This is a genomic window from Symbioplanes lichenis, from assembly GCF_030709675.1.
In the GTDB taxonomy this organism is placed as follows: Bacteria; Actinomycetota; Actinomycetes; order Mycobacteriales; family Micromonosporaceae; genus Actinoplanes; species Actinoplanes lichenis.
Genome location: NZ_JAUZQD010000015.1, coordinates 1 through 21,003 on the forward strand (window position 1 = coordinate 1; position 21,003 = coordinate 21,003).

The 21,003-nt window shown below is 70.8% G+C and carries 22 protein-coding genes; 13 read left to right on the top strand and 9 right to left on the bottom strand.

The window, feature by feature from the left end:
• Window positions 1–152 precede the first annotated feature (152 nt).
• Entirely contained in the window at window positions 153–884 is a 732-nt protein-coding gene (locus RAN62_RS31235; protein WP_305788414.1) for an AIM24 family protein, read from the top strand.
• A 132-nt stretch (window positions 885–1,016) separates the two neighbouring features.
• Here RAN62_RS31235 and RAN62_RS31240 read toward each other — a convergent pair whose 3' ends face one another.
• Window positions 1,017–1,358, bottom strand: a complete 342-nt coding sequence (locus RAN62_RS31240) for a metallopeptidase family protein (protein ID WP_305788637.1) — start codon at window positions 1,356–1,358, stop codon at window positions 1,017–1,019.
• Window positions 1,359–1,539: 181 nt separating this feature from the next.
• Window positions 1,540–1,968 carry an OsmC family protein gene (locus tag RAN62_RS31245; protein WP_305788415.1) on the bottom strand — a complete coding sequence of 143 codons (429 nt, stop codon included), beginning with the start codon at window positions 1,966–1,968 and terminating at the stop codon, window positions 1,540–1,542.
• Between the two features lie 66 nt (window positions 1,969–2,034).
• Here RAN62_RS31245 and RAN62_RS31250 point away from each other — a divergent pair, with 66 nt between their 5' ends.
• The 4 genes from RAN62_RS31250 (at window position 2,035) to RAN62_RS31265 (ending at window position 5,813) form a co-directional block, all read left to right on the top strand.
• Entirely contained in the window at window positions 2,035–2,772 is a 738-nt protein-coding gene (locus tag RAN62_RS31250) for a hypothetical protein (RefSeq protein WP_305788416.1), read from the top strand.
• A gap of 34 nt (window positions 2,773–2,806) precedes the next feature.
• Window positions 2,807–4,087, top strand: coding sequence for a serine--tRNA ligase (gene serS, locus RAN62_RS31255; RefSeq protein WP_305788417.1), 1,281 nt, complete (start codon window positions 2,807–2,809; stop codon window positions 4,085–4,087).
• A 101-nt stretch (window positions 4,088–4,188) separates the two neighbouring features.
• Complete coding sequence (locus RAN62_RS31260; protein ID WP_305788418.1) at window positions 4,189–5,001, top strand: Cof-type HAD-IIB family hydrolase; 813 nt, start codon at window positions 4,189–4,191, stop codon at window positions 4,999–5,001.
• On the top strand, window positions 5,001–5,813 hold the full coding sequence (locus RAN62_RS31265; RefSeq protein ID WP_305788419.1) for a Cof-type HAD-IIB family hydrolase: 813 nt from the start codon (window positions 5,001–5,003) through the stop codon (window positions 5,811–5,813). Before RAN62_RS31260 ends, RAN62_RS31265 begins: the two co-directional genes overlap by 1 nt.
• Here RAN62_RS31265 and RAN62_RS31270 read toward each other — a convergent pair.
• Both RAN62_RS31270 and ddaH read right to left on the bottom strand, forming a co-directional pair.
• Window positions 5,810–6,367, bottom strand: coding sequence for a bacterial proteasome activator family protein (locus tag RAN62_RS31270; RefSeq protein WP_305788420.1), 558 nt, complete (start codon window positions 6,365–6,367; stop codon window positions 5,810–5,812). The genes RAN62_RS31265 and RAN62_RS31270 overlap by 4 nt on opposite strands.
• A gap of 74 nt (window positions 6,368–6,441) precedes the next feature.
• Entirely contained in the window at window positions 6,442–7,269 is an 828-nt protein-coding gene (ddaH, locus tag RAN62_RS31275) for a dimethylargininase (protein WP_305788421.1), read from the bottom strand.
• A 67-nt stretch (window positions 7,270–7,336) separates the two neighbouring features.
• Between ddaH and RAN62_RS31280 the strand changes: the two genes are divergently transcribed.
• Window positions 7,337–7,789 carry an Lrp/AsnC family transcriptional regulator gene (locus RAN62_RS31280; RefSeq protein ID WP_305788422.1) on the top strand — a complete coding sequence of 151 codons (453 nt, stop codon included), beginning with the start codon at window positions 7,337–7,339 and terminating at the stop codon, window positions 7,787–7,789.
• Window positions 7,790–7,944: 155 nt separating this feature from the next.
• Complete coding sequence (locus RAN62_RS31285; protein ID WP_305788423.1) at window positions 7,945–9,654, top strand: beta-propeller domain-containing protein; 1,710 nt, start codon at window positions 7,945–7,947, stop codon at window positions 9,652–9,654.
• Between the two features lie 126 nt (window positions 9,655–9,780).
• Here RAN62_RS31285 and RAN62_RS31290 read toward each other — a convergent pair whose 3' ends face one another.
• The 3 genes from RAN62_RS31290 to mobA all read right to left on the bottom strand — a co-directional run bounded on the left by RAN62_RS31290 (window position 9,781) and on the right by mobA (window position 11,984).
• Window positions 9,781–10,866 carry a T3SS (YopN, CesT) and YbjN peptide-binding chaperone 1 gene (locus RAN62_RS31290; protein ID WP_305788424.1) on the bottom strand — a complete coding sequence of 362 codons (1,086 nt, stop codon included), beginning with the start codon at window positions 10,864–10,866 and terminating at the stop codon, window positions 9,781–9,783.
• 264 nt (window positions 10,867–11,130) lie between these two features.
• Window positions 11,131–11,385: a DUF6457 domain-containing protein gene (locus RAN62_RS31295; protein ID WP_305788638.1), complete on the bottom strand. Its 255-nt coding sequence runs from the start codon at window positions 11,383–11,385 to the stop codon at window positions 11,131–11,133.
• On the bottom strand, window positions 11,382–11,984 hold the full coding sequence (mobA, locus tag RAN62_RS31300; RefSeq protein WP_305788425.1) for a molybdenum cofactor guanylyltransferase: 603 nt from the start codon (window positions 11,982–11,984) through the stop codon (window positions 11,382–11,384). The genes RAN62_RS31295 and mobA overlap by 4 nt, the downstream gene beginning before the upstream one ends.
• Before the next feature lie 375 nt (window positions 11,985–12,359).
• On the opposite strand from mobA, the gene fdhD reads away from it, so the two are divergent.
• Together fdhD and RAN62_RS31310 are read left to right on the top strand one after the other, a co-directional pair.
• Complete coding sequence (gene fdhD, locus RAN62_RS31305) at window positions 12,360–13,187, top strand: formate dehydrogenase accessory sulfurtransferase FdhD (protein ID WP_305788426.1); 828 nt, start codon at window positions 12,360–12,362, stop codon at window positions 13,185–13,187.
• Between the two features lie 104 nt (window positions 13,188–13,291).
• Entirely contained in the window at window positions 13,292–14,965 is a 1,674-nt protein-coding gene (locus RAN62_RS31310) for an alkaline phosphatase D family protein (RefSeq protein ID WP_305788427.1), read from the top strand.
• Here the strand turns inward: RAN62_RS31310 and RAN62_RS31315 are convergent.
• The gene (locus tag RAN62_RS31315) at window positions 14,944–16,278 is read right to left on the bottom strand and encodes a DUF4192 domain-containing protein (protein WP_305788428.1); all 1,335 of its coding nucleotides are present in this window, start codon (window positions 16,276–16,278) and stop codon (window positions 14,944–14,946) included. The two genes, RAN62_RS31310 and RAN62_RS31315, sit on opposite strands and share 22 nt — an antisense overlap.
• 138 nt (window positions 16,279–16,416) lie before the next feature.
• Window positions 16,417–16,920, bottom strand: a complete 504-nt coding sequence (locus RAN62_RS31320; RefSeq protein ID WP_305788429.1) for a GNAT family N-acetyltransferase — start codon at window positions 16,918–16,920, stop codon at window positions 16,417–16,419.
• A gap of 56 nt (window positions 16,921–16,976) precedes the next feature.
• Here RAN62_RS31320 and RAN62_RS31325 point away from each other — a divergent pair, with 56 nt between their 5' ends.
• The 4 genes from RAN62_RS31325 to RAN62_RS31340 all read left to right on the top strand — a co-directional run bounded on the left by RAN62_RS31325 (window position 16,977) and on the right by RAN62_RS31340 (window position 20,946).
• Window positions 16,977–17,858, top strand: a complete 882-nt coding sequence (locus tag RAN62_RS31325) for a fructosamine kinase family protein (protein WP_305788430.1) — start codon at window positions 16,977–16,979, stop codon at window positions 17,856–17,858.
• Window positions 17,859–18,036: 178 nt separating this feature from the next.
• Window positions 18,037–19,080, top strand: a complete 1,044-nt coding sequence (gene moaA / locus RAN62_RS31330; RefSeq protein WP_305788639.1) for a GTP 3',8-cyclase MoaA — start codon at window positions 18,037–18,039, stop codon at window positions 19,078–19,080.
• A 166-nt stretch (window positions 19,081–19,246) separates the two neighbouring features.
• Window positions 19,247–19,495: a MoaD/ThiS family protein gene (locus tag RAN62_RS31335; protein WP_305788431.1), complete on the top strand. Its 249-nt coding sequence runs from the start codon at window positions 19,247–19,249 to the stop codon at window positions 19,493–19,495.
• Window positions 19,492–20,946, top strand: a complete 1,455-nt coding sequence (locus tag RAN62_RS31340; protein ID WP_438874573.1) for a metallophosphoesterase — start codon at window positions 19,492–19,494, stop codon at window positions 20,944–20,946. Before RAN62_RS31335 ends, RAN62_RS31340 begins: the two co-directional genes overlap by 4 nt.
• The last annotated feature ends 57 nt before the right edge of the window (window positions 20,947–21,003 follow it).

Below are 21,003 nucleotides of genomic sequence, written 5' to 3' on the forward strand. Positions count from 1 at the left end.
GCCAGCACGCCGGCGGCCACCCGGTCCGCCAGCACGCCGGCGGTCGATCGGCGCCGGTCAGCGGGCCTGGGCGCTCGGTGCGGGGCGCGCCTCAGCTGCGGGAACATTGCTTGTGCTCCGTACCATGAAGACCCACTTCACAGGAGGACTCGATGCGCAGCGAACTGTTCTCGGCCGACAACCTCGAGAAGGAATCGGCCCAGCCCGGCCTTCGGCTCCAGAACTCCAAGCTGCTCAAGGCCGAGCTGAACGGCGAGTTCATGGCTCGCGTCGGCTCGATGGTCGCCTATCAGGGGCAGGTGCAGTTCGAGGCGCTCGGCTCGGGCGGCCTCGGCAAGTTCCTCAAGCAGAAGCTGACCGGTGAGGGCGTGCCGCTGATGCGCGTCCGCGGCCAGGGTGACGTGTTCCTCGCCGAGAACGCCGCCGACATCCACCTCATCGACCTCGAGCCCGGCGACGGCCTGTCCATCAACGGCGCGAACGTGCTGGCCTTCGACTCGACGCTCAACTACGACATCAAGATGGTCCAGGGCGTGGGCGCGGCCTCGAACGCGGGCCTGTTCAACTGCGTCTTCACCGGGCACGGCCGGATCGCGGTCACGACCAAGGGCACCCCGGTGGTGCTGACGGTCGACCAGCCGACGTACGTGGACCCGCAGGCGGCGATCTGCTGGTCGGCGAACCTGCAGACGGGCTATCACCGGGGCGAGCAGTTCGGCCTGGGCACGCTGCTCGGGCGCACGACGGGCGAGCGCTTCACGATGAGCTTCTCGGGTCAGGGCTTCGTCGTCGTCCAGCCCTCCGAGGAGCCCCCGGGCGGTCTGGCCGGCGCCGCGGGCGGTCAGCAGCAGAGCGGCGGCCTGCTCAACAACCTCTTCGACTGACGCGACGGACAGGCTGACGCGACAGGCAGGCTGACGCCACAAGGCGGGCTGACGCGACAGGCAGGCTGACGCCACAAGGCGGGCTGACGTCGCGAGCAGGCTGACGTCACGGGGCGGGCTGACTCCCGCGAGTCAGCCCCAGCCCAGCTCGTGCAGGCGGTGGTCGTCGATGCCGAAGTGGTGGGCGATCTCGTGGACCACAGTGATCGCGACCTCGTCGATGACGTCGGCCTCGGTGTCGCAGACGGCGAGCGTCGGCAGGCGATAGATGGTGATCCGGTCGGGCAGCACGCCGGCGTAGTCCCACCCGCGGCTGGTGAGGTCGGTGCCCTCGTAGAGGCCGAGCAGGCCCAGGCTGCCGTCCGGTGGCAGGTCCTCGACGAGGATGACCACGTTGTTCATCATCTTGAGCAGCTCGGGCGGGACCTCGTCGAGGGCCTCGCCGACGAACTCCTCGAACCGCTCTCGGCTCATCTCGACCGGCACGCGACCATTGTGCTCTTCCGTCCTGCCGCGCTGCCATCCGTGCGAACCCGCATCCACGGGTGCCCTCCCAGCGCGCAATCGCGGTCGCACTCCCAGCCCGCATCGGCGGGGCCGCGAACGGCGGCGCGCCGGCCGGTGAGCCCGGACCGGCGCGCGAGGAGCGGGAAGCTCAGGAAAGCGTGGCGTGCAGCGAGATCTGCGCGCCCGGCGCGAGGAGCCGGGAGATCGGGCAGTTCTCCTTGGCGTCCGCGGCGATCTTCTGGAAGGTGTCGTTGTCGACGCCGGGGACCTCGCCGACCGTCTCGAGCTCGATGCGGGTCACGCCGAAGCCCGCGTCGTTCTTGTCCAGGTGCACCCGGGCGATGGTGTCCACCGACGTCGGCGTGAAGCCGGCGTCGCTCAGCGCCTTCGAGAACGCCATCGAGAAGCAGCCGGCGTGCGCGGCGCCGATGAGCTCCTCGGGGTTGGTGCCCTCACCTTCCTCGAAACGGGACTTGAAGGAGTAATTCCCCGTGATCCCGCCCTTACCGGTCTTGATCGTCCCGGAGCCCTCGGTCAGGTTGCCCGTCCAGCGGGCGGAAGCTTTGCTAATAGGCATACTCGGAACGCTAGTCCATCTCTCCGGCACTGGCCGGGCGACCGCGCGCAGGCGATTATTGTTCGCATGTCGCAGCCCGAGGAAGCGGTCATCGAGTTCGGCCCGGCGGAGTCCGCCGGCGAGCCGGACCAGCAGCGCCGCCGCGACGTCGGTGGCTTTCTCGCCGGTCTCGGCCGCGACCGCCGCGTGGTGCCGCTGACCGCCGGGCTCGGCGCGCTCGCCCTCTTCGCGTCGCTGGTCTCCGAGTGGCAGGTCACCTCGTTCGACGGCCGGTTGCTCCAGGACGGCGCGGCCGGCGCCCGGCCGTTCTCGACCACGGTGGCCGAGGTCACCGGCTGGGGCCCGGCCTATCTCGTCGGCCTCTTCCTGATGGTCACGGCCGTCGTCCTCGCCCTCTTCGGACCAGCCTCCGGCCGCCCGTACGCCCGCCTCGCCGCGCTCAGCACGGGCGGCGTCCTCTTCGTCGTGGTTGCGGCCGCCTACTCGGCGCTGTCGGACACGTCGCAGGTGATCACCGAGTTCCAGTCGGTCATCGGATTCGAGGAGCCGGAGATGGGCGTCGACGTCGGCCGGGGCGTGTGGTGCGCGCTGGTCGGCGTGGTGCTGGTGACCGTGGCCGCGTACCTGTCGGGGCGGGCCTCGGAGCCCGCCGCGGAGGAGAAGCGACCGAGGCGCCGGCCGCACGTGGAGGCGGAGGACGACCCCCGGCCGGAGACGCCGTTCGAGCTGGAGGTCACGGCGGCCAAGCCGTGGCAGGTGACGGGCGACAGCCGGGACAAACCCGGTGAGGGGATATCGGGATGAGAGCCGGGCACCCGCGCCGGTAGGCTCATCAATCGTGATTGACCTGCGACTGCTTCGCGAAGACCCCGAGCTGTTCCGTGCCGGCCAGCGGCGGCGCGGCGAGTCCCCCGACAAGGTCGACGAGCTGCTGCGCGCCGACGAGTCGCGGCGGGCCGCCACTCAGCGCTTCGAGTCGCTGCGGGCGGAGCAGAAATCGCTGGGCAAGCAGGTCTCCAAGGCGTCCGGCGACGAGCGGGCGGCGTTGCTGGCCCGCACCAAGGAGCTGGCCGGCGAGGTCAAGAGGGCGGAGGCCGAGACCACCGCGGCCGACGAGGCGTTGCGCAAGGCCCACCTGGCCGTGCCCAACCTGGTGCAGGAGGGCGTGCCCGAGGGCGGCGAGGACGACTTCGTCGTGCTGCGCGAGGTCGGCGCGATCCCGGCCATCGACAACCCGAAGGACCACCTCGAGATCGGCGAGGCGCTGCGGGCGATCGACACCGAGCGCGGCGCCAAGGTGTCGGGCTCGCGGTTCTACTTCCTGACCGGCGTGGGCGCGCTGCTGCAGCTCGCGCTGTTCAACATGGCGATCGCCCAGGCGGTGGAGCACGGCTTCACCCCGTCGATCACGCCGTCGCTGGTCCGGCCCGAGTCCATGGAGGGTACGGGCTTCCTGGGCGCCCACGCGAGCGAGGTCTACCGGCTCGAGGCCGACGACCTGTTCCTGGTGGGCACGTCGGAGGTGCCACTGGCGTCCTACCACTCCAACGAGATCCTCGACCTGTCGAACGGGCCGGAGCGGTTCGCGGGCTGGTCGACGTGTTACCGCCGTGAGGCCGGCTCGCACGGCAAGGACGTGCGGGGCATCCTGCGCGTGCACCAGTTCGACAAGGTCGAGATGTTCTCCTTCTGCCGGCCGGAGGACGCCGTGGCGGAGCACGAGCGGCTCGTCGCCATGGAGGAGGAGATGCTGGCCAAGGTCGAGATCCCCTACCGGGTGATCGACGTGGCGACCGGTGACCTCGGCTCGAGCGCGTCGCGCAAGTTCGACTGCGAGGCGTGGGTGCCGTCGCAGGGGCGCTACCGCGAGGTGACGTCGACCTCGAACTGCACGACCTTCCAGGCGCGGCGGCTCAACATCCGCTACCGCGACGAGGACGGCAAGCCGCAGACCGCCGCGACGCTCAACGGGACGCTCGCCACGACCCGCTGGCTGATTCCGATCCTCGAGAACCACCAGCAGCCGGACGGCTCGGTGCGGGTCCCCAAGGCCCTGCAGCCATTCCTCGGCGGCCGCGAGATTCTGGAACCGACGACGAAGCTTGCCGCTAACGCGTGATACACCAACCGGCTACCAGAAGTCATAGCTGCTGGTAGCCGGTTCGGTGTACCGTTTTCCTTCCGCCCTCCGCGGGGGTTCCGCACCCTCGGAGGTTCTCGATGACCCGACCCGGCCTGCCGAAGCTCATCGCCACCGATCTCGACGGCACGCTCGTGCGCAGCGATGACACCGTCTCCGCGTACACCCATGCAGTGCTGGACCGGGTCCGGGCCGCCGGCATCCGCGTCGTGGGCGCCACCGGCCGTGGTCCGCGGCTGACCGAGCTGACCCGCAACGACATCCGGGACGCCGACTTCCTGGTGCTGGCGCAGGGCGGCTGGGTCATCGACCAGCAGGAGTCCCGGTTGCTGCGCAGCGCCCGGCTGCCCGGCCGCGACCTGGCCCGCGCGTTGCAGGCGCTGGAGGCCGAGGTCGGTCCGCTTTCGGTCATGGTCGAGGCGCTCGATCACGACGACGCGCCGCTCTGGGGCGATTACGACCCGACGTGGCGCTATCCGGTGACGGTCGAGCCGCGTACCCGGGATGAATGTCTGACCTCGGACGTCATCAAGGCGTTCGCCCGATCGTTCGAGCGCGACGTCGACGATCTGCTCGCGGCCGCCCGCCGGGTCGTGCCACCGCACGTGGCGTCGGTCACCCAGGCCGGCCTGAACTACGTCGAGATCTGCCCGCCCGAGGTCGACAAGGGCACCGGGCTGGCGGTCGTCGCCCAGGCGGTCGGCGTGGACCCGGCCGACGTGCTGGTCTTCGGCGACATGCCCAACGACCTGCCGATGTTCGCGTGGGCGGGGTGGAGCCGGGTCGCCGTCGCCAACGCCCACCCGGAGCTGCTCGCGGTCGCCGACGAGGTGACGCTGACCAACGACGAGGACGGGGTGGCGGTCTACCTGGACAAGCTACTGTCGAAGTGATGCAGAAACCGTTTCGCCTCGTCGCCTCGGACATCGACGGCACCCTGATCCGCAGCGACGGCACGCTCAGCCCGCGCACCATCGACGTGCTCGACCGGCTGCACGCCGACGACGTGCCCACCGTCCTCGTGACGGGTCGTCCCGTGCGCTGGTTGCGCCAGCTCTACGACCAGATGGCCGAGCCGCTGCCCGCGGTCTGCGCCAACGGCGCCGTGGTCTACGACCCCGACACCGACACCATCCTCCGGGCGGCGCCGATCTCCACCGAGCTCCTGCTCGACGTGACCGCGCGGCTGCGCGAGGCCGTGCCCGACGTCGCCCTGGCCGTCGAGGTCGAGGACGGCCGCAGCTTCTGGCACGAGCCGGCCTGGCCGCTGCACTGGGACGGCAAGCTGGAAGGGGTCCGCGTCATCGGCACCCCGGACGAGCTGACCAGCGTGCCGGCCGTGAAGCTGCTGGCGCGCTCGGCCCACCACCAGCCCGACGAGTTCGTGGAGCTGGTGAGCCGGACGCTCGGCACGGTGGTCGAGGCGACGCACTCCTCCACGTCGGCGCTGGTCGAGATCTCGGCGGCGGGCGTCACCAAGGCCGCCGGGCTCGCGTGGCTGTGCGAGCAGCGCGGCCTCACCGCCGCCGATGTTGTGGCCTTCGGCGACATGCCGAACGACCTGCCCTTGCTGACGTGGGCAGGCCGCTCGGTGGCCATGGGCAACGCGCATCCCGCCGTCAAGGAGATCGCCGACGAGATCGGGCTCACGAACGACGAGGACGGCGTGGCCGCGTACCTCGAGAAGGTTTTTGATCTGGCCTAGAGGTATTGGCCCGTGTTGCCCTCGGCACCGCCCGGGGCGGTCATGCCGGGGATGATGCCGTTGGGGCCGACCGGGAGCGCCGGGCGGCCGCCGGGGCCGCGCATCTGCTCGAGCTGCAGCCGGGCCGCCATCTGCTGGGCGACCAGTGCGGCCTGGATGCCGTGGAAGAGCCCCTCGAGCCAGCCGACCAGCTGGGCCTGGGCGATCCGCAGCTCACCCTCGCTCGGCGGCGTCTCGCCCTCGAACGGCAGCGACAGCCGCTCGAGCTCCTCGCGCAGCTCGGGCGCCAGGCCGTCCTCCAGCTCCTTGATCGAGCGCTGGTGGATCTCCCGCAGCCGGCCGCGGCTGGCCTCGTCGAGCGGCGCCGCGCGGACCTCCTCGAGCAGCTGCTTGATCATGCTGCCGATCCGCATGACCTTGGCGGGCTGCTCGATCTGGTTGCCGGGCTCCTCGGGCTTCATGCTCCCGTCGGACTCCACCGTGCCCATCGGACGGCCGTCCGGGCCCACCACGATGACGGACTCTTCCTGCTTGCCTTCGGTGTCGTCGCTCATGCGAACCATTTTCTCTCGCCCGCGCTCGTCCGGCCCGTGCGGGGCGCCCCCGCTCATCCAGCCCAGGCGGGCGGTCACCTTCTGAGCTCGGCCACCACGCACTTGACGCTGCCGCCGCCCCGCTTGAGCTCACCGAGATCCACGTGCACCGGGCTGTAACCGGCATCACGCACCTTCGCGCCGAACGCCGTCGCCTCGGTGTTGAGGATCACGTGCCGGCCGTCGCTGACCAGGTTGAGCGCGAACGCCTCGGCGTCGGCCCGATCGGCGAGGACGGCGTCGGGGAAGAGCTGGGCGAGGACGCGCTGCGAGGCGGGCGAGAAGGCCTCCGGGAAGTACGCGACGTGCCGGTCGTCGAGCGCCGCGAGGGCCGTGTCGAGGTGGTAGAAGGCGGGGTCGACCAGGCGGAGCGACACCACCGGGCGGCCCAGGACCTCTTGCGCTTCGGCGTGGGCGGCCGGGTCCGTACGGAATCCGTAGCCGGCCAGGATCATGCCGCCGTAAGCCCCGGGAAGGTACGCGAAGTCGCCCTCGCCCTCGTTGACGTGCACAGGGGACGCGTACGACCAGGTGTCGGCCGTGTAGAAGAGGCGATGCGCCTCGGCCTCGTCCGTGCGCTGCGGATAACGGAACCGCGCGCCGTAGACGGTGCCGTCGACGGAGAAGGCGCCGTTGGCCGCGTAGACCATGTCGGGCAGCCCGGGGCGCGCGTCGAGCACGTGCACGGTGTGACCGAGGTCGACGAGCGTGTCGCGCAGGAGCGTCCACTGCTTGCCCGCGAGGCCGGCGTCGACCGGCACGGTGACGTCCATCCACGGATTGATGACGTAGTCGACCGTGAAGTGGTCGGGCGGACACATGAGATATGTCCGCATACGCGGCAACCGCTCGGTCTGGCTCATGAGGTACAGGGTAGGTACGCTGGGACGGGCGAAACAGCTCTTTCTCTTGCCCGCTGGAGGCGAATCGTTGCGTATGGACGCCGTGGACCAGCGAATCGTTGCGCACCTCGTGGCGGATGCCCGGGCGTCGTACGCGGAAATCGGGGCGAAGGTCTCCCTTTCGGCGCCGGCGGTCAAGCGCCGCGTCGACCGGCTGCGGGCCGACGGGGTGATCAAGGGATTCACCGCGGTCATTGACCCGGCCGCCGTGGGCTGGACGACGGAGGCCTTTGTCGAGCTGTTCTGCACCGGGCGCACGACTCCGGCCCAGCTCACTGTGGCGACGCGGCGGCACCCGGAGGTGGTGGGCGCGTACACGGTGTCGGGCGAGGCGGACGCGCTCGTGCACCTGCGGGCGGCGGACATCGGACACTTGGAGCAGGCGCTGGAGCGGTTGCGGGCGGAGCCGTTCGTGACGTCGACGCGAAGCATGGTGGTGCTGTCGCGGCTGGTCGAGACGCCGACGTCGGTGCCGCTCTAGGGGAACCGCGGGGCGCGGCGGTGCGTCCCACCCCCATGTCACGCCGTCACGTGTTCTGCGCCACCGCAATCGCCGTCGCGCTTCCGCTCGCCGGCTGCACATCGTCGACGCCCGCTCCCCTGCCCACTCCTTCATCCTCTTCGTCACAGGGGGAGATGCGACTCGTCTCGTACGACTCGTGCGAGCAGCTGGAGAAGGACTTCAAGCAAGCGGCGAAGGCCAGCGTCGGGCCTTACGGGTTTCCGGGCGCGGGGGGCGTACCGGAAGTGGCGGTCGAGCGTGGCGGGGCCCGGACCATGGCGGACGCCGCCGCCGTGCCCGCGTCGGGTTTCTCGCAGACCAACAACCATGAGGTGGACGCCGACGAGCCCGACATCGTCAAGACGGACGGCCGGCGCATAGTCACGGTCTCCGGCTCCACGTTGCGGGTCGTGGACGCGGCGGCCAGGAAGCAGACGGCCTCGCTCGACCTGGGCATTCGCGGGTACGGGAACGAGCCGACGCTGCTGCTGTCCGGCGACACCGCGCTGGTGCTGTCGACGGAGGTGGGCGACGGCGGGCTGATCGATCGAAAAGTCGGTCTGCCACTCGCTGGGCGCAGCGTGCTGTTGCTCGTGTCACTGACCGGGGCGCCGCGGATCGTCAGTCGCTGGCAGGGTGACGGCCGGCTGATCGACGCCCGGCTCACCGGCAGCGCCGCACGCGTGGTGCTGCGGTCGGCACCGCGGATCAAGTTCCGGGACTCGGGTGAGATCGGCGACAACCGGAAGGCCATCGAGCAGGCGGATGTCAGCGCGTGGTTGCCGTCGTGGACAGTGACGACGGGGAGCGAGACGGCGCAGGGCCGGGCCGACTGTTCGCGGGTCACGCGGCCGCCGTCGTTCTCGGGCGGGTCACTGGTCAGCATCCTGACGTTCGATCTGTCGCAGCCCACGCTGGGCAGCGGCGACGCGGTCACGGTGGCGGCGGACAGCGACACGGTCTATGCCACAGGCAGCAGCATGTATGTGGCAAGCGACGATCGATGGCGGCTCACGGCCGCGATGGGTCGCGCCGATTTGCCGGTACGCGAACAGACTGCGATCCACCAGTTCACGCTCAGCGGCTCTGCGCCGCCGGCGTACTCGGCGTCCGGCAAAGTCCCCGGATATCTCGTCAACCAGTACGCCCTGTCCGAATGGGACGGTCGACTGCGGGTGGCGACAACGGCGGCGGACGTCTCCGCTGTGCGGGTGCTGGCCGCTCAGGACGGCAAGCTGACGCAGGTCGGAGTGGTCAACGGGCTTGGGCAGGGCGAGCGCATCTACTCGGTGCGGTTCATGGGGCCGGTCGGATATGTCGTGACTTTCCGGCAGACGGATCCGCTCTACACGGTCGACCTGAGCGATCCCGCCCAGCCCCGGGTGACCGGCGAGCTGAAGATCACCGGCTACTCCGCGCATCTCCAGCCCGCGGGCGAGGGCAGGCTGATCGGTGTCGGTCAGGAGGCGGACACGTCCGGGCGGGTGTCGGGGACGCAGGTGTCGCTTTTCGACGTACGCAACCCCGGGGCCCCGCGGCGCCTCGCCCAGCACCAGGTGCCCGGCGGCCAGTCGGAGGCCGAGTGGGACCCGCACGCGCTGCTGTGGTGGCCGGCTTCGCACCTGCTGGTCCTGCCGGTCTCGTCCGTCACCGAGGGCCGGTCGACGGAGGGTGCGCTGGCGCTACGCGTGACCGACCAAGCCGTCACGGAGGTGGGCCTGGTGAGCCGCCCGGGCGTACGCCGATCGCTCGTCGTCGGCGACGTGCTCTGGACCGTCACCGACGCCGGGCTGCAGGCCTCGGCGCTCGCCACCCTCGACGAGCTCGCCTGGCTGCCCGCCTGATCGATTCGCTCGCTCGATCTCCAGCGGCGCCGCTGCTCTTACCTCACCGGCGCCGGGTGCCTCTCACCTTCACCGGCGCCGGATGCTTTTCGCTGCGCCGGTGCCGGTTGCTCGTGCGGGCGGCGTCTACAGGTACATGCCGGGGCGGTGGTTGTCCGTCGACTCGGGCGCCTTGGCCGGAGCGGGCTTGTCACCCTCGCCGAAGAAGCGCTTGCCGCCGAACTCGCCGTGCAGCCGGTCGTCGAGCTCGTCCGCGAGGCCGGTCATGACCTGGACGGCGAGCATGAGGTGGGTGGCCTGGAAGTTCCGGCCGAAGACCGGGATCGAGGCCCACACCGTGTCCTGCGCGCAGTAGAGGCGGCCGATCGGCATGCGGTTGGTCAGCTCGGACAGCTTCACGTAGAGCTGCTCGGTCGGCTCGACCTCGGTCAGGATCGGCGAGAAGACGTCCACCAGCGGCGGATTGTCGCGCACCCGGACGAAGACCATCGCCGAGCCGGCCCGGATGCCGATGTCGCCGTCGGTGTCCACCTGCAGCTGGTCGACGGTCGTCTTGGACATGGTCGCGACCACGGTGCGTACCCGCTCTTCGAGCGGCACCTCCTCCGCCGCGTTGGCCAGCGCCGCGGAGAGCAGGCCGTCCTCGTCGAGGTCGTCGAGGTTCAGCTCCTCGTCGATGCTCGGCTCGTGACGCGCGGTGGCCAGCGGCGCCGTGTCGATCGGCTCGTCCTCCTCGTCGTGCACCAGGTACACGAGGAAGGCCGGGTGCGGCGCACCGTACACATCGCGCAGCGTCCGCGACACCACCGTGGCGAATTGGTTCGCCCCGCCCGTGGTCGTCCGCAACCCGAACGAGTCCCCCGACCCGGGCAGCACCCCGGGCGGCGACCAGCCGAGCGCGACCAGGTCCGCGACGGCCGACCGATCCATCCTGTAGCCCTCAGGCAGCCCGCCGTTGCCGACCGCCAGCGCCTCGACCACCCCGTCGGGCAGAATCCGGATGCTCACCGAATAGACGGCCGTGCCGGTGCCCGACGCCGTCGGGTCCAGCGTGATGTCGATGTAGGCCCCCGGCCCGAGCGTCGGCAGCAGCCCGGCCAGGGCGCCGGCGAACTCGCGCCACGCCTCCGTGACCTTGGCCCGCAGATCGGCCGTGGTGGGCTCGTCGAGAAAAATGCCCTCGGGCTGGTCGGCCGGGTTGTCCGCCGTCATGATCGCACCTCCGCCCCGTCACCCTATCGAGCCCGCCGCACGCCCACCGGCCCCGTCTCATTCCCGACGCGGGTTGTTCCCGTTTGCACGGATTCAGCCCGCCGCCGGAGCCTTCGCCTCAGCGGATCAGGCGCATCCAGTCCACAGCCGGAGCCTTGACCTCGGCGGGCCACGCGGAATCAGTCCGCCGCCGGAGCCTTCGCCTCGACAGAGCAGGCGATCTCAGTCCGCTTCCGAAGCCTTCGCCTCGACAGACCATGCAGTTCAGTCCGCGGCCGGAGTCTTGGCCTCGGCGGGCCAGGCGGTGGCGAGGGCGGACAGCCGGGCGGCGGCCTCGGCGGGGTCGGCGCCGCGACCCACGGCCAGGCCCAGCAGGTACGCCGTCACGGGCGCGCCGGGACGCACCACGTTGTGGGCAACGTCGCGAGCCACGTCGAGGATGAGGTCACGCCGGACGTCTTCCGGGGCGAGGCCCAGCTCGGCGGCCGCCGCCCCGAGCCACTCGTCGAGGACATTCACCTCGCCCACTCCTCCGCCGTACGCAGATCGTCGTCGGTGTCGCAGTCGAACCACGGCGGTGGGCCGGGGCGCCGCCACGAGACCTCGATGAAGTTCAGATGGGTGAGCAGGGCGTGCATCGGCGCGCCCTGCAGGCTGCCCCGTTCGTCGGCGAGCCGGATGAGCGCTTCGCGCAGGGCGGGCGTGCGCCAGACCCCGCACAACGACTGTCGCCGGCCCTCCGCGTCACGGTAGACCGCGCCCTGCATCATCGGCGCCGACTCGACGGTGAGGCGCAACACGTCCATCGCCTCGCCGGTCAGCAACGGCAGGTCCGCGGCGAGCAGAGCGGTGAAGCTGACGTGCTCGGGCACCAGGGCGAGCCCCGCCGCGGTGGCCGCCACGGGGCCGCCACCGGGTGGCTGCTCGCTCGTCGACGCCACCTCGACGGGCAGGTCCGGCGGCACCCGGCCGACCACCACGCGGGGGTCGGCATCGTGCACCGCGGCCAGCACCCGGGTCAGCATCGACTGGCCGGCGACCGGGATGGTGGGCTTGTCCGCCCCACCCATCCGACGCGCCGCACCGCCGGCCAGCACCACCGCCGCGAATCCCCCCACGCACGTACCGTATCCCGCCGAGCCCGCGAGCGTGACCGCTGCCATCCCGGCGCGCGCTGTTTCCGGCTTGTTCTGCCAGCTCAGCATGCTCTCGCACGGTTTTGTGACGATGCCCGGCACACCGGTCCCGTCTCCGCCGTCGCCGCCTCCGTGCCCGTCCACGCCGCCGTTCTCTCGCTCTCCGTCGTTGCCGCTCTCATCTCCGTGTCTGCCCACGCTGCGGCTCTCTCCATCACCGTCGTTGCCTCTCTCGTCTCCGTGTCCGCCCACGCTGCGGCTCTCTCCATCACCGTCGTTGCCGCTTTCGTCTCCGCGGGGGTGCGGGCCGGGCCGCGCGCTGTGCCGTGGGGCGAGCGGGCGGCCTACGCTCGATCCATGGCGCGCACGATGAACCGGCGACCGGTCATGAAGATCAACCTCGACACGACCGCCGAGCCGCGGCGCCGGCCGGACGATCTCGCCGCGGAGGAACCGCTCGAGATCCGGCTGCGCAAGGAGCCGCTCGCCGTGACGATGCGGACGCCCGGGCAGGACATCGATCTGGCGATGGGCTTCCTGCTCACCGAGGGCATCATCCGCGCGTCCGGCGACGTGGTGACCGCTCAGCTGTGCGCCGGCACCGACACTCCGAACACGTACAACGTGGTCGACATCGTGCTCGGCGCCGACGTGCCGCCGCCGGTGACCGACCCGAGCCGGAATTTCTACACCACGAGCTCGTGCGGGGTGTGCGGCAAGGCGAGCATCGACGCCGTCCGGACGCGCTCGCAGTTCGACATAGTCCCGGACACGACCTCCGTCGCCGCCCGGACGCTCGCCGAGCTGCCCGACAAGCTGCGGGCGGCCCAGCGCACCTTCGACCGTACGGGTGGCCTGCACGCGGCCGGCCTCTTCACCGCCGCCGGCGAGCTGGTCGTGCTCCGCGAGGACGTGGGGCGGCACAACGCCGTCGACAAAGTGATCGGCTGGGCGCTGCGCGAGGGCCGGCTCCCGCTGACCGATCATGTCCTGCTCGTGTCGGGACGGGCCAGCTTCGAGCTGACCCAGAAGGCGTGGATGGCGGGCATCCCGGTGCTCGCCGCGGTGTCCGCGCCCAGCACTCTCGCCGCGGAGCTCGCCGACGAGGCCGGCATGACGCTGGTCGGCTTCCTGCGCGGCCCGTCCATGAACGTCTATGCCGGAGCGCAACGCGTAGTGGTCTGATTTCGCTCGGTGTTCCGCCGCCATTAAGCCGCCCCGTGCGCCCGAGACATTCACACTCATGAGGCTCTTCTGCGTCCACAATCCAGGAACGCAGGGAGCTCCGCATGTCGTTGTCACGACGTTCCCTCCTGCTCAGCGGCGCCGCGGCCGGTCTCGCGGCGGCCGCCGTGCCGTCGGGAGCCACCGCTGCCACTGTCTGGCCGTTGACCTCGACCACCCGGTATCGAGGCCCGCTGCGCACCAACCCCTTCACCCTCGGCGTGGCGTCCGGTGACCCCGCGTCCGACGGTTTCGTTCTCTGGACGCGACTGGCGACCGCGCCGCTCGCCGATGACGGGCTCGGCGGGATGCCCGGCCGGGACGTGCCGGTCCAGTGGGAGCTGGCCGCGGACGAACGCTTCCGCAAGGTGGTTCGGCGTGGTGTCACCGTGGCCCGGGCGTCCGCCGCGCACTCCGTACATGTGGAACTGACCGGCCTTCTCCCGGCGCGCGAGTACTTCTATCGGTTCAAGGCCGAGCGCTATGTGTCGCCGGTCGGCCGCACACGCACCGCGCCGCCCCGGTGGGCGATGCCCGCCGCGCTCGCGATGTCCTTCGTCTCCTGCTCCCAGTACGAGCACGGGTACTTCACCGCCTACCGCCGTCTGGCCGAGGACGAGCCGGACCTGGTCCTGCACCTCGGCGACTACCAGTACGAATACGCGCCCGGCACCTACACCGTCCCGGGCGGCAACCCTCGTGATCACCAGGGTCCGGAGACCGTCACCCTGGCCAACTACCGTCAGCGCCACGCCCAGTACAAGACGGACGCCGACCTGCAGGCCGCGCACGCCGTCGCTCCGTGGGCCGTGGTGTTCGACGACCACGAGGTCGAGAACAACTGGGCCGACGAGGTGCCGGAGCAGCCGGACCCCAACTTCCTGGCCCGGCGTGCCGCCGCCTTCCAGGCCTATTACGAGAACATGCCGTTGCGCCGCACCTCCGTTCCTCGTGGCATCGACATGCAGCTCTACCGGCGCCTGCACTGGGGCCGGCTGGCCACCTTCCACATGCTCGACACTCGCCAGTTCCGCGACGACCAGGGCTGCGGCGACGGCTACAAGGACTGCCCCGCCGCTCTCGACCCGGCCCGCTCGATCACCGGGCCGGAGCAGGAGCGGTGGCTGCTCGACGGCTTCCACCACTCCTCCGCCCGCTGGGACGTGCTCGGTCAGCAGGTGTTCTTCGGCCAGCGCGACAACAACTCGGGCCCGGCCTCGGTCGTCAGCATGGACTCCTGGGACGGGTACGCGGCCTCACGCGACCGCATCACCCGTGGCTGGATCGACGCGGGCGTCCGCAACCCGGTGGTCCTCACCGGCGACGTCCACGCCCACTGGGCCGACGACCTGAAGCTCGACTGGTCGGATCCCACCTCCCGCACCGTCGGCACGGAACTGGTCTGCTCCTCGATCACCTCCACCGGCGACGGCGCCGACGTGGTGCCGGGCACCCATCCCTGGGCCGCCTGGAACCCGCATCTGCGCTTCTACAACAACCAGCGCGGTTATGTCCGCACCACGATCACGCCGGCGGACCTGACCGCCGACTTCCGCGTTCTGCCCTACGTCACGTCTCCCGGGGCTGCGGCGCACACCCGGGCCACCTTCGTCATCGAGGACCGGGTCCCCGGCCTGCACCAGACGGCGGACAACCCGACGCCCGGGGCTCCGGCGGCCACGATGCGCGCCGGCGACCTGGGCTCGGCGACAGTGCGTCAGGAGACCGAGCGCCCCTGAACCCGGCCTGGTTCCGTCCGCCGGGTGGGGTGCCGGGGTACGTACCGGAACTCCACCCGGCGGTTGGTGCGCTGCCGCGGGCCGACAGTGCGCCGCCGGGTGGGCGCTGTCGTCGGCGCCGAGAACCGGCCTGTGGGAACCTCTGCCGCTGATGCGTCGACGGTCACCGTGACGGGCGGGCCCTCGTCGGGCGGGATTTCTTTTTCGGCTTGTTTGTTTTTCGAGACTGCTTCGTCGGTTGCACCGGGCAGCAGGTCCCGGGCGACCGGGAACTCGGCGGCGAGCGCCTCGAGCACCTCACCGGCCAGCCCCGGGATCTCCGGCCAGCCGTCGAGCATCGCCGGAGGGATCGCCATGGCGAGCACGGTGTGCATGATGCGAGCCATCAGGTAGTCCGGCTCCGCGGCGAGGGCGCGACCCACGGCCACGTTCGCGAGCGCTCCCTGATTGGCTCGCCAGGCCACGAAGGAGAGCAGACCGGCAGGCGCGGCGACATGGGACGTGCTGGTACGGCGGGCGATGTCCGACCAGAAGGCGATCTGCCACTCGTCGACGCCCGTCCGGGTCCACGCGTAGTCGCGTACGCCGGCGTGCTCCAGCAGGAAGACCAGCCAGGCCACCTCGTCGTCGCTCAGCGTGCCGCCGGAGCGGTAACGCTGCTCGGCCTCCTGGACAGCCGTGCGTCCGATGCGGAAGAGGAACTGGTCGAACTCGCTCGCCCGCTCCTCGGCCGAGCCGTGCGGCTGCTCGTCGACCGCCAGGCAGGACTGCTTGAGGAGTCGGGCCAGGGCGCGCACCTCGGCCTTGTCCATGGCGTCGCGGGCCGCCCCGGACACCGGCGCCAGTTGCACCTCCAGATCCTTCCGGCTCGGCAAGGCGACCGCCCCCGCGAAGGTCGCCTCGGCTGCCAGGACGGAGTCGAGCGGCGGGCACGGCCGGCCCTCTGCCGGGCAACAGCCCGGATCGTCACACAGCAGGGACCAGTAGCGCCCCGCGTCGACCCGGAGCTCGTCGAGGACGGGGAGACGCAGGCCGGCGAAGGCTCCGGCGAGGCGCTTGACTGCTGGTGTGACGGGCGTGCTCGGGCCGTACCCGATGAGTAAGACCGCGTCGGGACGGTGCTGGGCGACGGTCGCGGCCACATGCCGGAGGAGGGGCCAGGATTCGCGCTCCGGCAGGTCGATGCGTGTGGTGAAGCCGAGCTGGTGGTCGTAGACGGCAACGACCACCAGGCTGTGCTCCGGATGGAAGCCCACCAGATAGGGGACGAGGCTCAACAGCTCGGAAGGCGAGCTGACGTTCAGCGGTGTCATGGCCGGGAAGCCTGCCCCGGATCCGCCCGTCCTGCCCGGCCCCCTGTGGATAACTCCCGCCTGTGGATAACTCGGGGTCGGCGGCCGCGGATCTGGCAGGCTTCTCGCTCATCGCGGGCCCGTCCGGGCCACCTGACGTCAGGAGCGGAATTGAAGCGTGTGCAACTCCAGACCGTCCTGCTGCCACTCATGTGTCTGGCTGTCGAGGTGCATCGTCAGCTCGATCGACGACACCACGTCATAACCGGCCGCGTGCAGGCTGCGGATCGCCTCCACGTTGCGCGAGGAGGGCGAGATCGTCAGCGACTGCATGCTGCGCTTCTTCGCCTCCTGGGCCACGTGGCGCAGCAGCTTGCGGCCCACGCCCTTGTGGCGGTGGGTCGCCGTCACCACGACGGGCTCCACCTCGCCCGCGCGGCCCCGGATGATCAGGCCCACCAGCCCGACGACACCGTCGTCGGCATGGTCCGCCACCCACAGCCCGCCCAGGTCGAGCCGGGTCAGATACTCCTCGAAACCCGCTCCGCCGTCGTCGGGCCCGTCGCCGTACATGCGGTTGTGCTGCGCGGTCAGCTCGGACCACAGACGGCGGCCGGCGCTGTGGTCGCTGGGCCGGTACGAACGCACCACGACAGGTGTCATGCCGACATTTTGACTCCGAAACGAGCACGCCGTAACCCGAAGTGGAAGATAAGGAGGTGGATCTGGCGTATCTGCGCGCGCACCCGCAGCATCTTTCGACATTTCTCGCCCACCAGCGGATTCGTGAGACCCCGGTGGGCGGCGGCGACGTGTGCGCCGCAACCCGTCTGACCTTGGACGATGGCACCTCGGTCTTCGCGAAGTCGTGGCCCTCGGGCAGCCCGCCCGAGCATTTCTTCCGAACCGAGGCCGCCGGGCTGAAATGGCTCGCCGAGGCCAGTGCGGCGCCTGTTCCGGAAGTGATCTCCGTGACCGATGATCTGCTCGCCCTGGAATGGATCGAGCCGGGCTCGCCGTCCGCGGCGGCAGCGGACCGCTTCGGCCGGGAGCTCGCGGAGGTGCACCGGGCCGGAGCGGAGGGGTTCGGGGCGCCGTGGCCGGGCTTCATCGGGCCGTTGCGCCAGGACAACACGGCGTCCGAGGGTCCGTGGGGCGCTTGGTTCGCGGAGCGGCGACTGCTGCCGTACCTGCGGATGTCGGCTGATCGGGGTGCCCTCGACGCCGGCGACGTCGAGCTGGTGGAGCAGGTGCTGAGCCGGATCGACACGTTCGGCGGGGCCGAGGCGCCGGCGCGACTGCACGGCGACCTGTGGCCGGGCAACGTGCTGTGGGGTGCCGACGGGCGGGCCTGGTTGATCGACCCGGCGGCGCACGGCGGGCATCGGGAGACCGATCTGGCGCAGCTCGCGCTCTTCGGCGGGGCGCCGCATCTTGACCGGATCGTGGCGGCTTATCAGGAGGTGTGGCCATTGTCGGACGGGTGGCAGGGGCGGGTGCCGCTGCATCAGCTTCAGCTTCTGCTGGTGCACACGGCCGCGTTCGGTACAGGATATCGCGGCTCGGTGGTCGCGGCGGCGTCGGCGGCCCTGCGCGGCTGACGGAGCCGGGCGGCCGGACGGCATCGGCGACCCTGCGGAGCTGACGGTGCCCGGGGCGGGGACTTCGTTCATATGTCTTCGGTCGTGAGGAAGGGAGAAAGTAGTGGCTTGCATAACGGCGAAAGAGGCATTCAAGAGCTACTTTCGACCAGTGACCGAGCTTGCTGCGCCCGTGGTGATTCCGCGTGGCGGCGCGCCCAAGGGTGACCCGCGCGCGGGGTTGCTCGCCGACCGGTTCGGGCGGGTGGCGACGGACCTGCGGGTGTCGCTGACCGACCGATGCAATCTGCGGTGCACCTACTGCATGCCGGAGGAGGGGCTCGCGTGGATGCCGAAGCAACAGCAGCTCTCCGACGACGAGGTGGGGCGGCTGCTGCGGGTCGCCGTCGAGCAGCTGGGCGTACGGGAGATCAGGTTCACCGGGGGTGAGCCGCTGATCCGGCGTGGTCTCGTCGGAATCATCGCCGCCGCGGCGGAGTTGCGTCCGCGGCCGAAGCTGTCGATCACCACCAACGGCATCGGCCTGGAGCGGATGGCCGGGGCGCTCCGGGACGCCGGGCTCGACCGGGTGAACGTCTCGCTGGACACGCTGTCGCCCGCTCGCTTCAAGGAGCTGACGCACCGGGACAGGCACGCCGATGTGCTCAAGGGCATGGCGGGGGCGGCCGAGGCGGGTCTGACGCCAGTAAAGATCAATACGGTGCTGATGCGCGGGGTCAATGACGACGAGGCGCCGGAGCTGCTGCGGTTCGCCCTGCAGCACGGCTATGAGCTGCGGTTCATCGAGCAGATGCCGCTCGACGCCCAGCACCAGTGGGACCGGCAGGAGATGGTGACCGCGGCGGCAATCCTGGCGGCGCTGGAGCCGTTCGGGTTGGAGCCTGATTCGGTTTCACGTGGAACAGCGCCCGCCGAAACGTGGCTTGTGCCCGGATATGTCGATGCGGCGGGCAATCCAGCTCGGGTGGGCGTCATCGGCAGCGTGACGCGGCCTTTCTGCGGGGACTGCGATCGGACTCGATTGACGGCGGATGGTCAGGTGCGAAACTGCCTCTTCGCCACCGGCGAGACGGATCTGCGGGGGCTGGTGCGTGGCGGGGGCTCGGATGAGGAGATCGCCGAGGCGTGGCGGGCGGCCATGTGGGGGAAGAAGGCCGGGCACGGCATCGACGACCCCAGCTTCCTGCAGCCGGCCCGCCCCATGTCGGCGATCGGCGGGTGAGCAACGTGGCAAGCACTCGGCACGAACCCGACGTTGAGCAGACTTTCCAGGCAGAGGACGCAGAGAACAGATCGCGGGCGCACGGGGCTGAGCCGATCCGGTGGACCCGCGCCACCTTGAGCGACCTGCGGGCGGGCGGCGTGGGGCGGAGCTGGCGGGTGGGCTGGTGAGCGACTTGGTGCAGGTGCGGTATTTCGCGGGGGCTCGGGCGGCGGCCGGGGTTCGGGAGGAGAGCGTGGGGGCGGGCTCGGTCGACGAGTTGGTCGGGGTGCTTACCGAGCGGCATGGCGAGCGGCTCGCGGTGGTGTTGAAGGCCGCGAGTTTTCTGGTCGACGGGCTGGCCTGCCATGATCGACAGGCGGCGCTGGCCGTCGGGGCGACTGTGGACGTCCTGCCACCGTTTGCTGGGGGTTGAGGTTGTTCGCGTTCGTCGGGCTGATCATCGTCGTCATCGGCCTGATCCACTTCTATCTGTGGAAGCGCCTGGTCAAGGACACGTTCCGCGGGCGCCGGGCGCGGCTGGTCGGCGGCGTGATCGCCTTGGCGCTGGCCGTGCTCGTTCCGGCGACTCTGATCGGTGTGCGGGGCGGGCACGTGAAGTGGCTGGCCTGGCCCGGCTACCTGTGGCTTGCGGTCATGTTCTACCTGCTCGTGATGCTCGCGGTGGTGGAGATTCCGCGGCTCGCAATTGCGCTGTGGATCCGCGCACGGGAGCGCCGGGACAGCAGCGCCGCATCAGGCACGGCGAAGACGACGGCAGCGACGGTTGGGACCGGCGCGGCCGGCCCGGGAACCAGCACGTCCAGCCCGGAGAGCAGCACGACCGACGCGGAAGCCAGCACGGCTAGCGCGAGGACCAGCACGGCCGGCGCGGAAGCCAGCACGGCTAGCGCGAGGACCAGCACGACCGACGCGGGAGCCAGCACGGCCGGTGCGGGGGCCAGCGCAGGCGTCGGGGACGGCGCGGCGCAAGCGAGCGGGGACGGCACGGCGGGGGCGAGCGGGGACGGCGCGCCGCAGACGAGCGGGGACGGCGGGCGGCCGGGGGTTGATCGGCGGCTGGTGCTGGCTCGGGGTGCGGCGATCTTTGCGGGGCTGACGGCGGCGGGGATCACTGGGTACGGGGTGAAGACGGCGCTCGGTGGGCCGCGGCTGGATCGAGTGCGGATGCCGCTGGCGAAGTTGCCCGCGAGCATGGACGGGACGCGGCTGGCCGTGGTTTCGGACATTCATCTCGGGCCGCTGACCGGGGTGCGGCACACCGAGCGGATCGTCGCCGCGATCAACTCGGTCGACGCCGACATCGTGTGCGTGGTCGGGGACCTGGTGGATGGGAGCGTCGCCGAGCTGGGCCGGTTCGCGGAGCCGTTGCGGGGGATCCGGTCGCGGCGGGGGGCCTACTTCGTGACGGGGAACCACGAGTACTACTCGGGCTATCAGGAGTGGGTCGACGAGGTGGCCCGGCTGGGCCTGCGGCCGTTGCGGAACGAGCGGATCGAGCTCGACGGGCTGGACCTCGCCGGGGTCAACGACCTGAACGGCGCCGACGAGGGCGACGCGCCGGACTTCGAGCGGGCGCTGGGTGATCGTGATCCGGCGCGGCCCGTGGTGCTCATGGCGCATCAGCCTCTGGCCGCCAAGGACGCCGCTCCTTACCACGTCGATCTGCAGCTCTCCGGGCACACGCACGGCGGGCAGATGGCGCCGTTCAACCTGCTGGTTCCGTTGCAGCAGCCGGTGACCAGCGGCTTCGGCGAGGTGGACGGCGTCCCGGTCTACGTCACGAACGGCGCCGGCTTCTGGGGGCCGCCGGTGCGGGTCGGCGCGCCGCCCCAGGTCTCCGTCATCGAGCTGCGCACCGCCTGAGAGGAAGGCGACGCGTCGCGACCGCGGACAGCGACCGCGAACAGCGACCGCGGACAG

Bases quoted from the DNA above. Each gene is read 5' to 3' on its own strand.
- RAN62_RS31235 (WP_305788414.1), top strand. From the start codon at position 153: ATGCGCAGCGAACTGTTCTCGGCCGACAACCTCGAGAAGGAATCGGCC.
- RAN62_RS31240 (WP_305788637.1), bottom strand. From the start codon at position 1,358: ATGAGCCGAGAGCGGTTCGAGGAGTTCGTCGGCGAGGCCCTCGACGAG.
- RAN62_RS31245 (WP_305788415.1), bottom strand. From the start codon at position 1,968: ATGCCTATTAGCAAAGCTTCCGCCCGCTGGACGGGCAACCTGACCGAG.
- RAN62_RS31250 (WP_305788416.1), top strand. From the start codon at position 2,035: ATGTCGCAGCCCGAGGAAGCGGTCATCGAGTTCGGCCCGGCGGAGTCC.
- RAN62_RS31260 (WP_305788418.1), top strand. From the start codon at position 4,189: ATGACCCGACCCGGCCTGCCGAAGCTCATCGCCACCGATCTCGACGGC.
- RAN62_RS31265 (WP_305788419.1), top strand. From the start codon at position 5,001: ATGCAGAAACCGTTTCGCCTCGTCGCCTCGGACATCGACGGCACCCTG.
- RAN62_RS31270 (WP_305788420.1), bottom strand. From the start codon at position 6,367: ATGAGCGACGACACCGAAGGCAAGCAGGAAGAGTCCGTCATCGTGGTG.
- ddaH (WP_305788421.1), bottom strand. From the start codon at position 7,269: ATGAGCCAGACCGAGCGGTTGCCGCGTATGCGGACATATCTCATGTGT.
- RAN62_RS31285 (WP_305788423.1), top strand. From the start codon at position 7,945: ATGCGACTCGTCTCGTACGACTCGTGCGAGCAGCTGGAGAAGGACTTC.
- RAN62_RS31290 (WP_305788424.1), bottom strand. From the start codon at position 10,866: ATGACGGCGGACAACCCGGCCGACCAGCCCGAGGGCATTTTTCTCGAC.
- fdhD (WP_305788426.1), top strand. From the start codon at position 12,360: ATGGCGCGCACGATGAACCGGCGACCGGTCATGAAGATCAACCTCGAC.
- RAN62_RS31310 (WP_305788427.1), top strand. From the start codon at position 13,292: ATGTCGTTGTCACGACGTTCCCTCCTGCTCAGCGGCGCCGCGGCCGGT.
- RAN62_RS31315 (WP_305788428.1), bottom strand. From the start codon at position 16,278: ATGACACCGCTGAACGTCAGCTCGCCTTCCGAGCTGTTGAGCCTCGTC.
- RAN62_RS31320 (WP_305788429.1), bottom strand. From the start codon at position 16,920: ATGACACCTGTCGTGGTGCGTTCGTACCGGCCCAGCGACCACAGCGCC.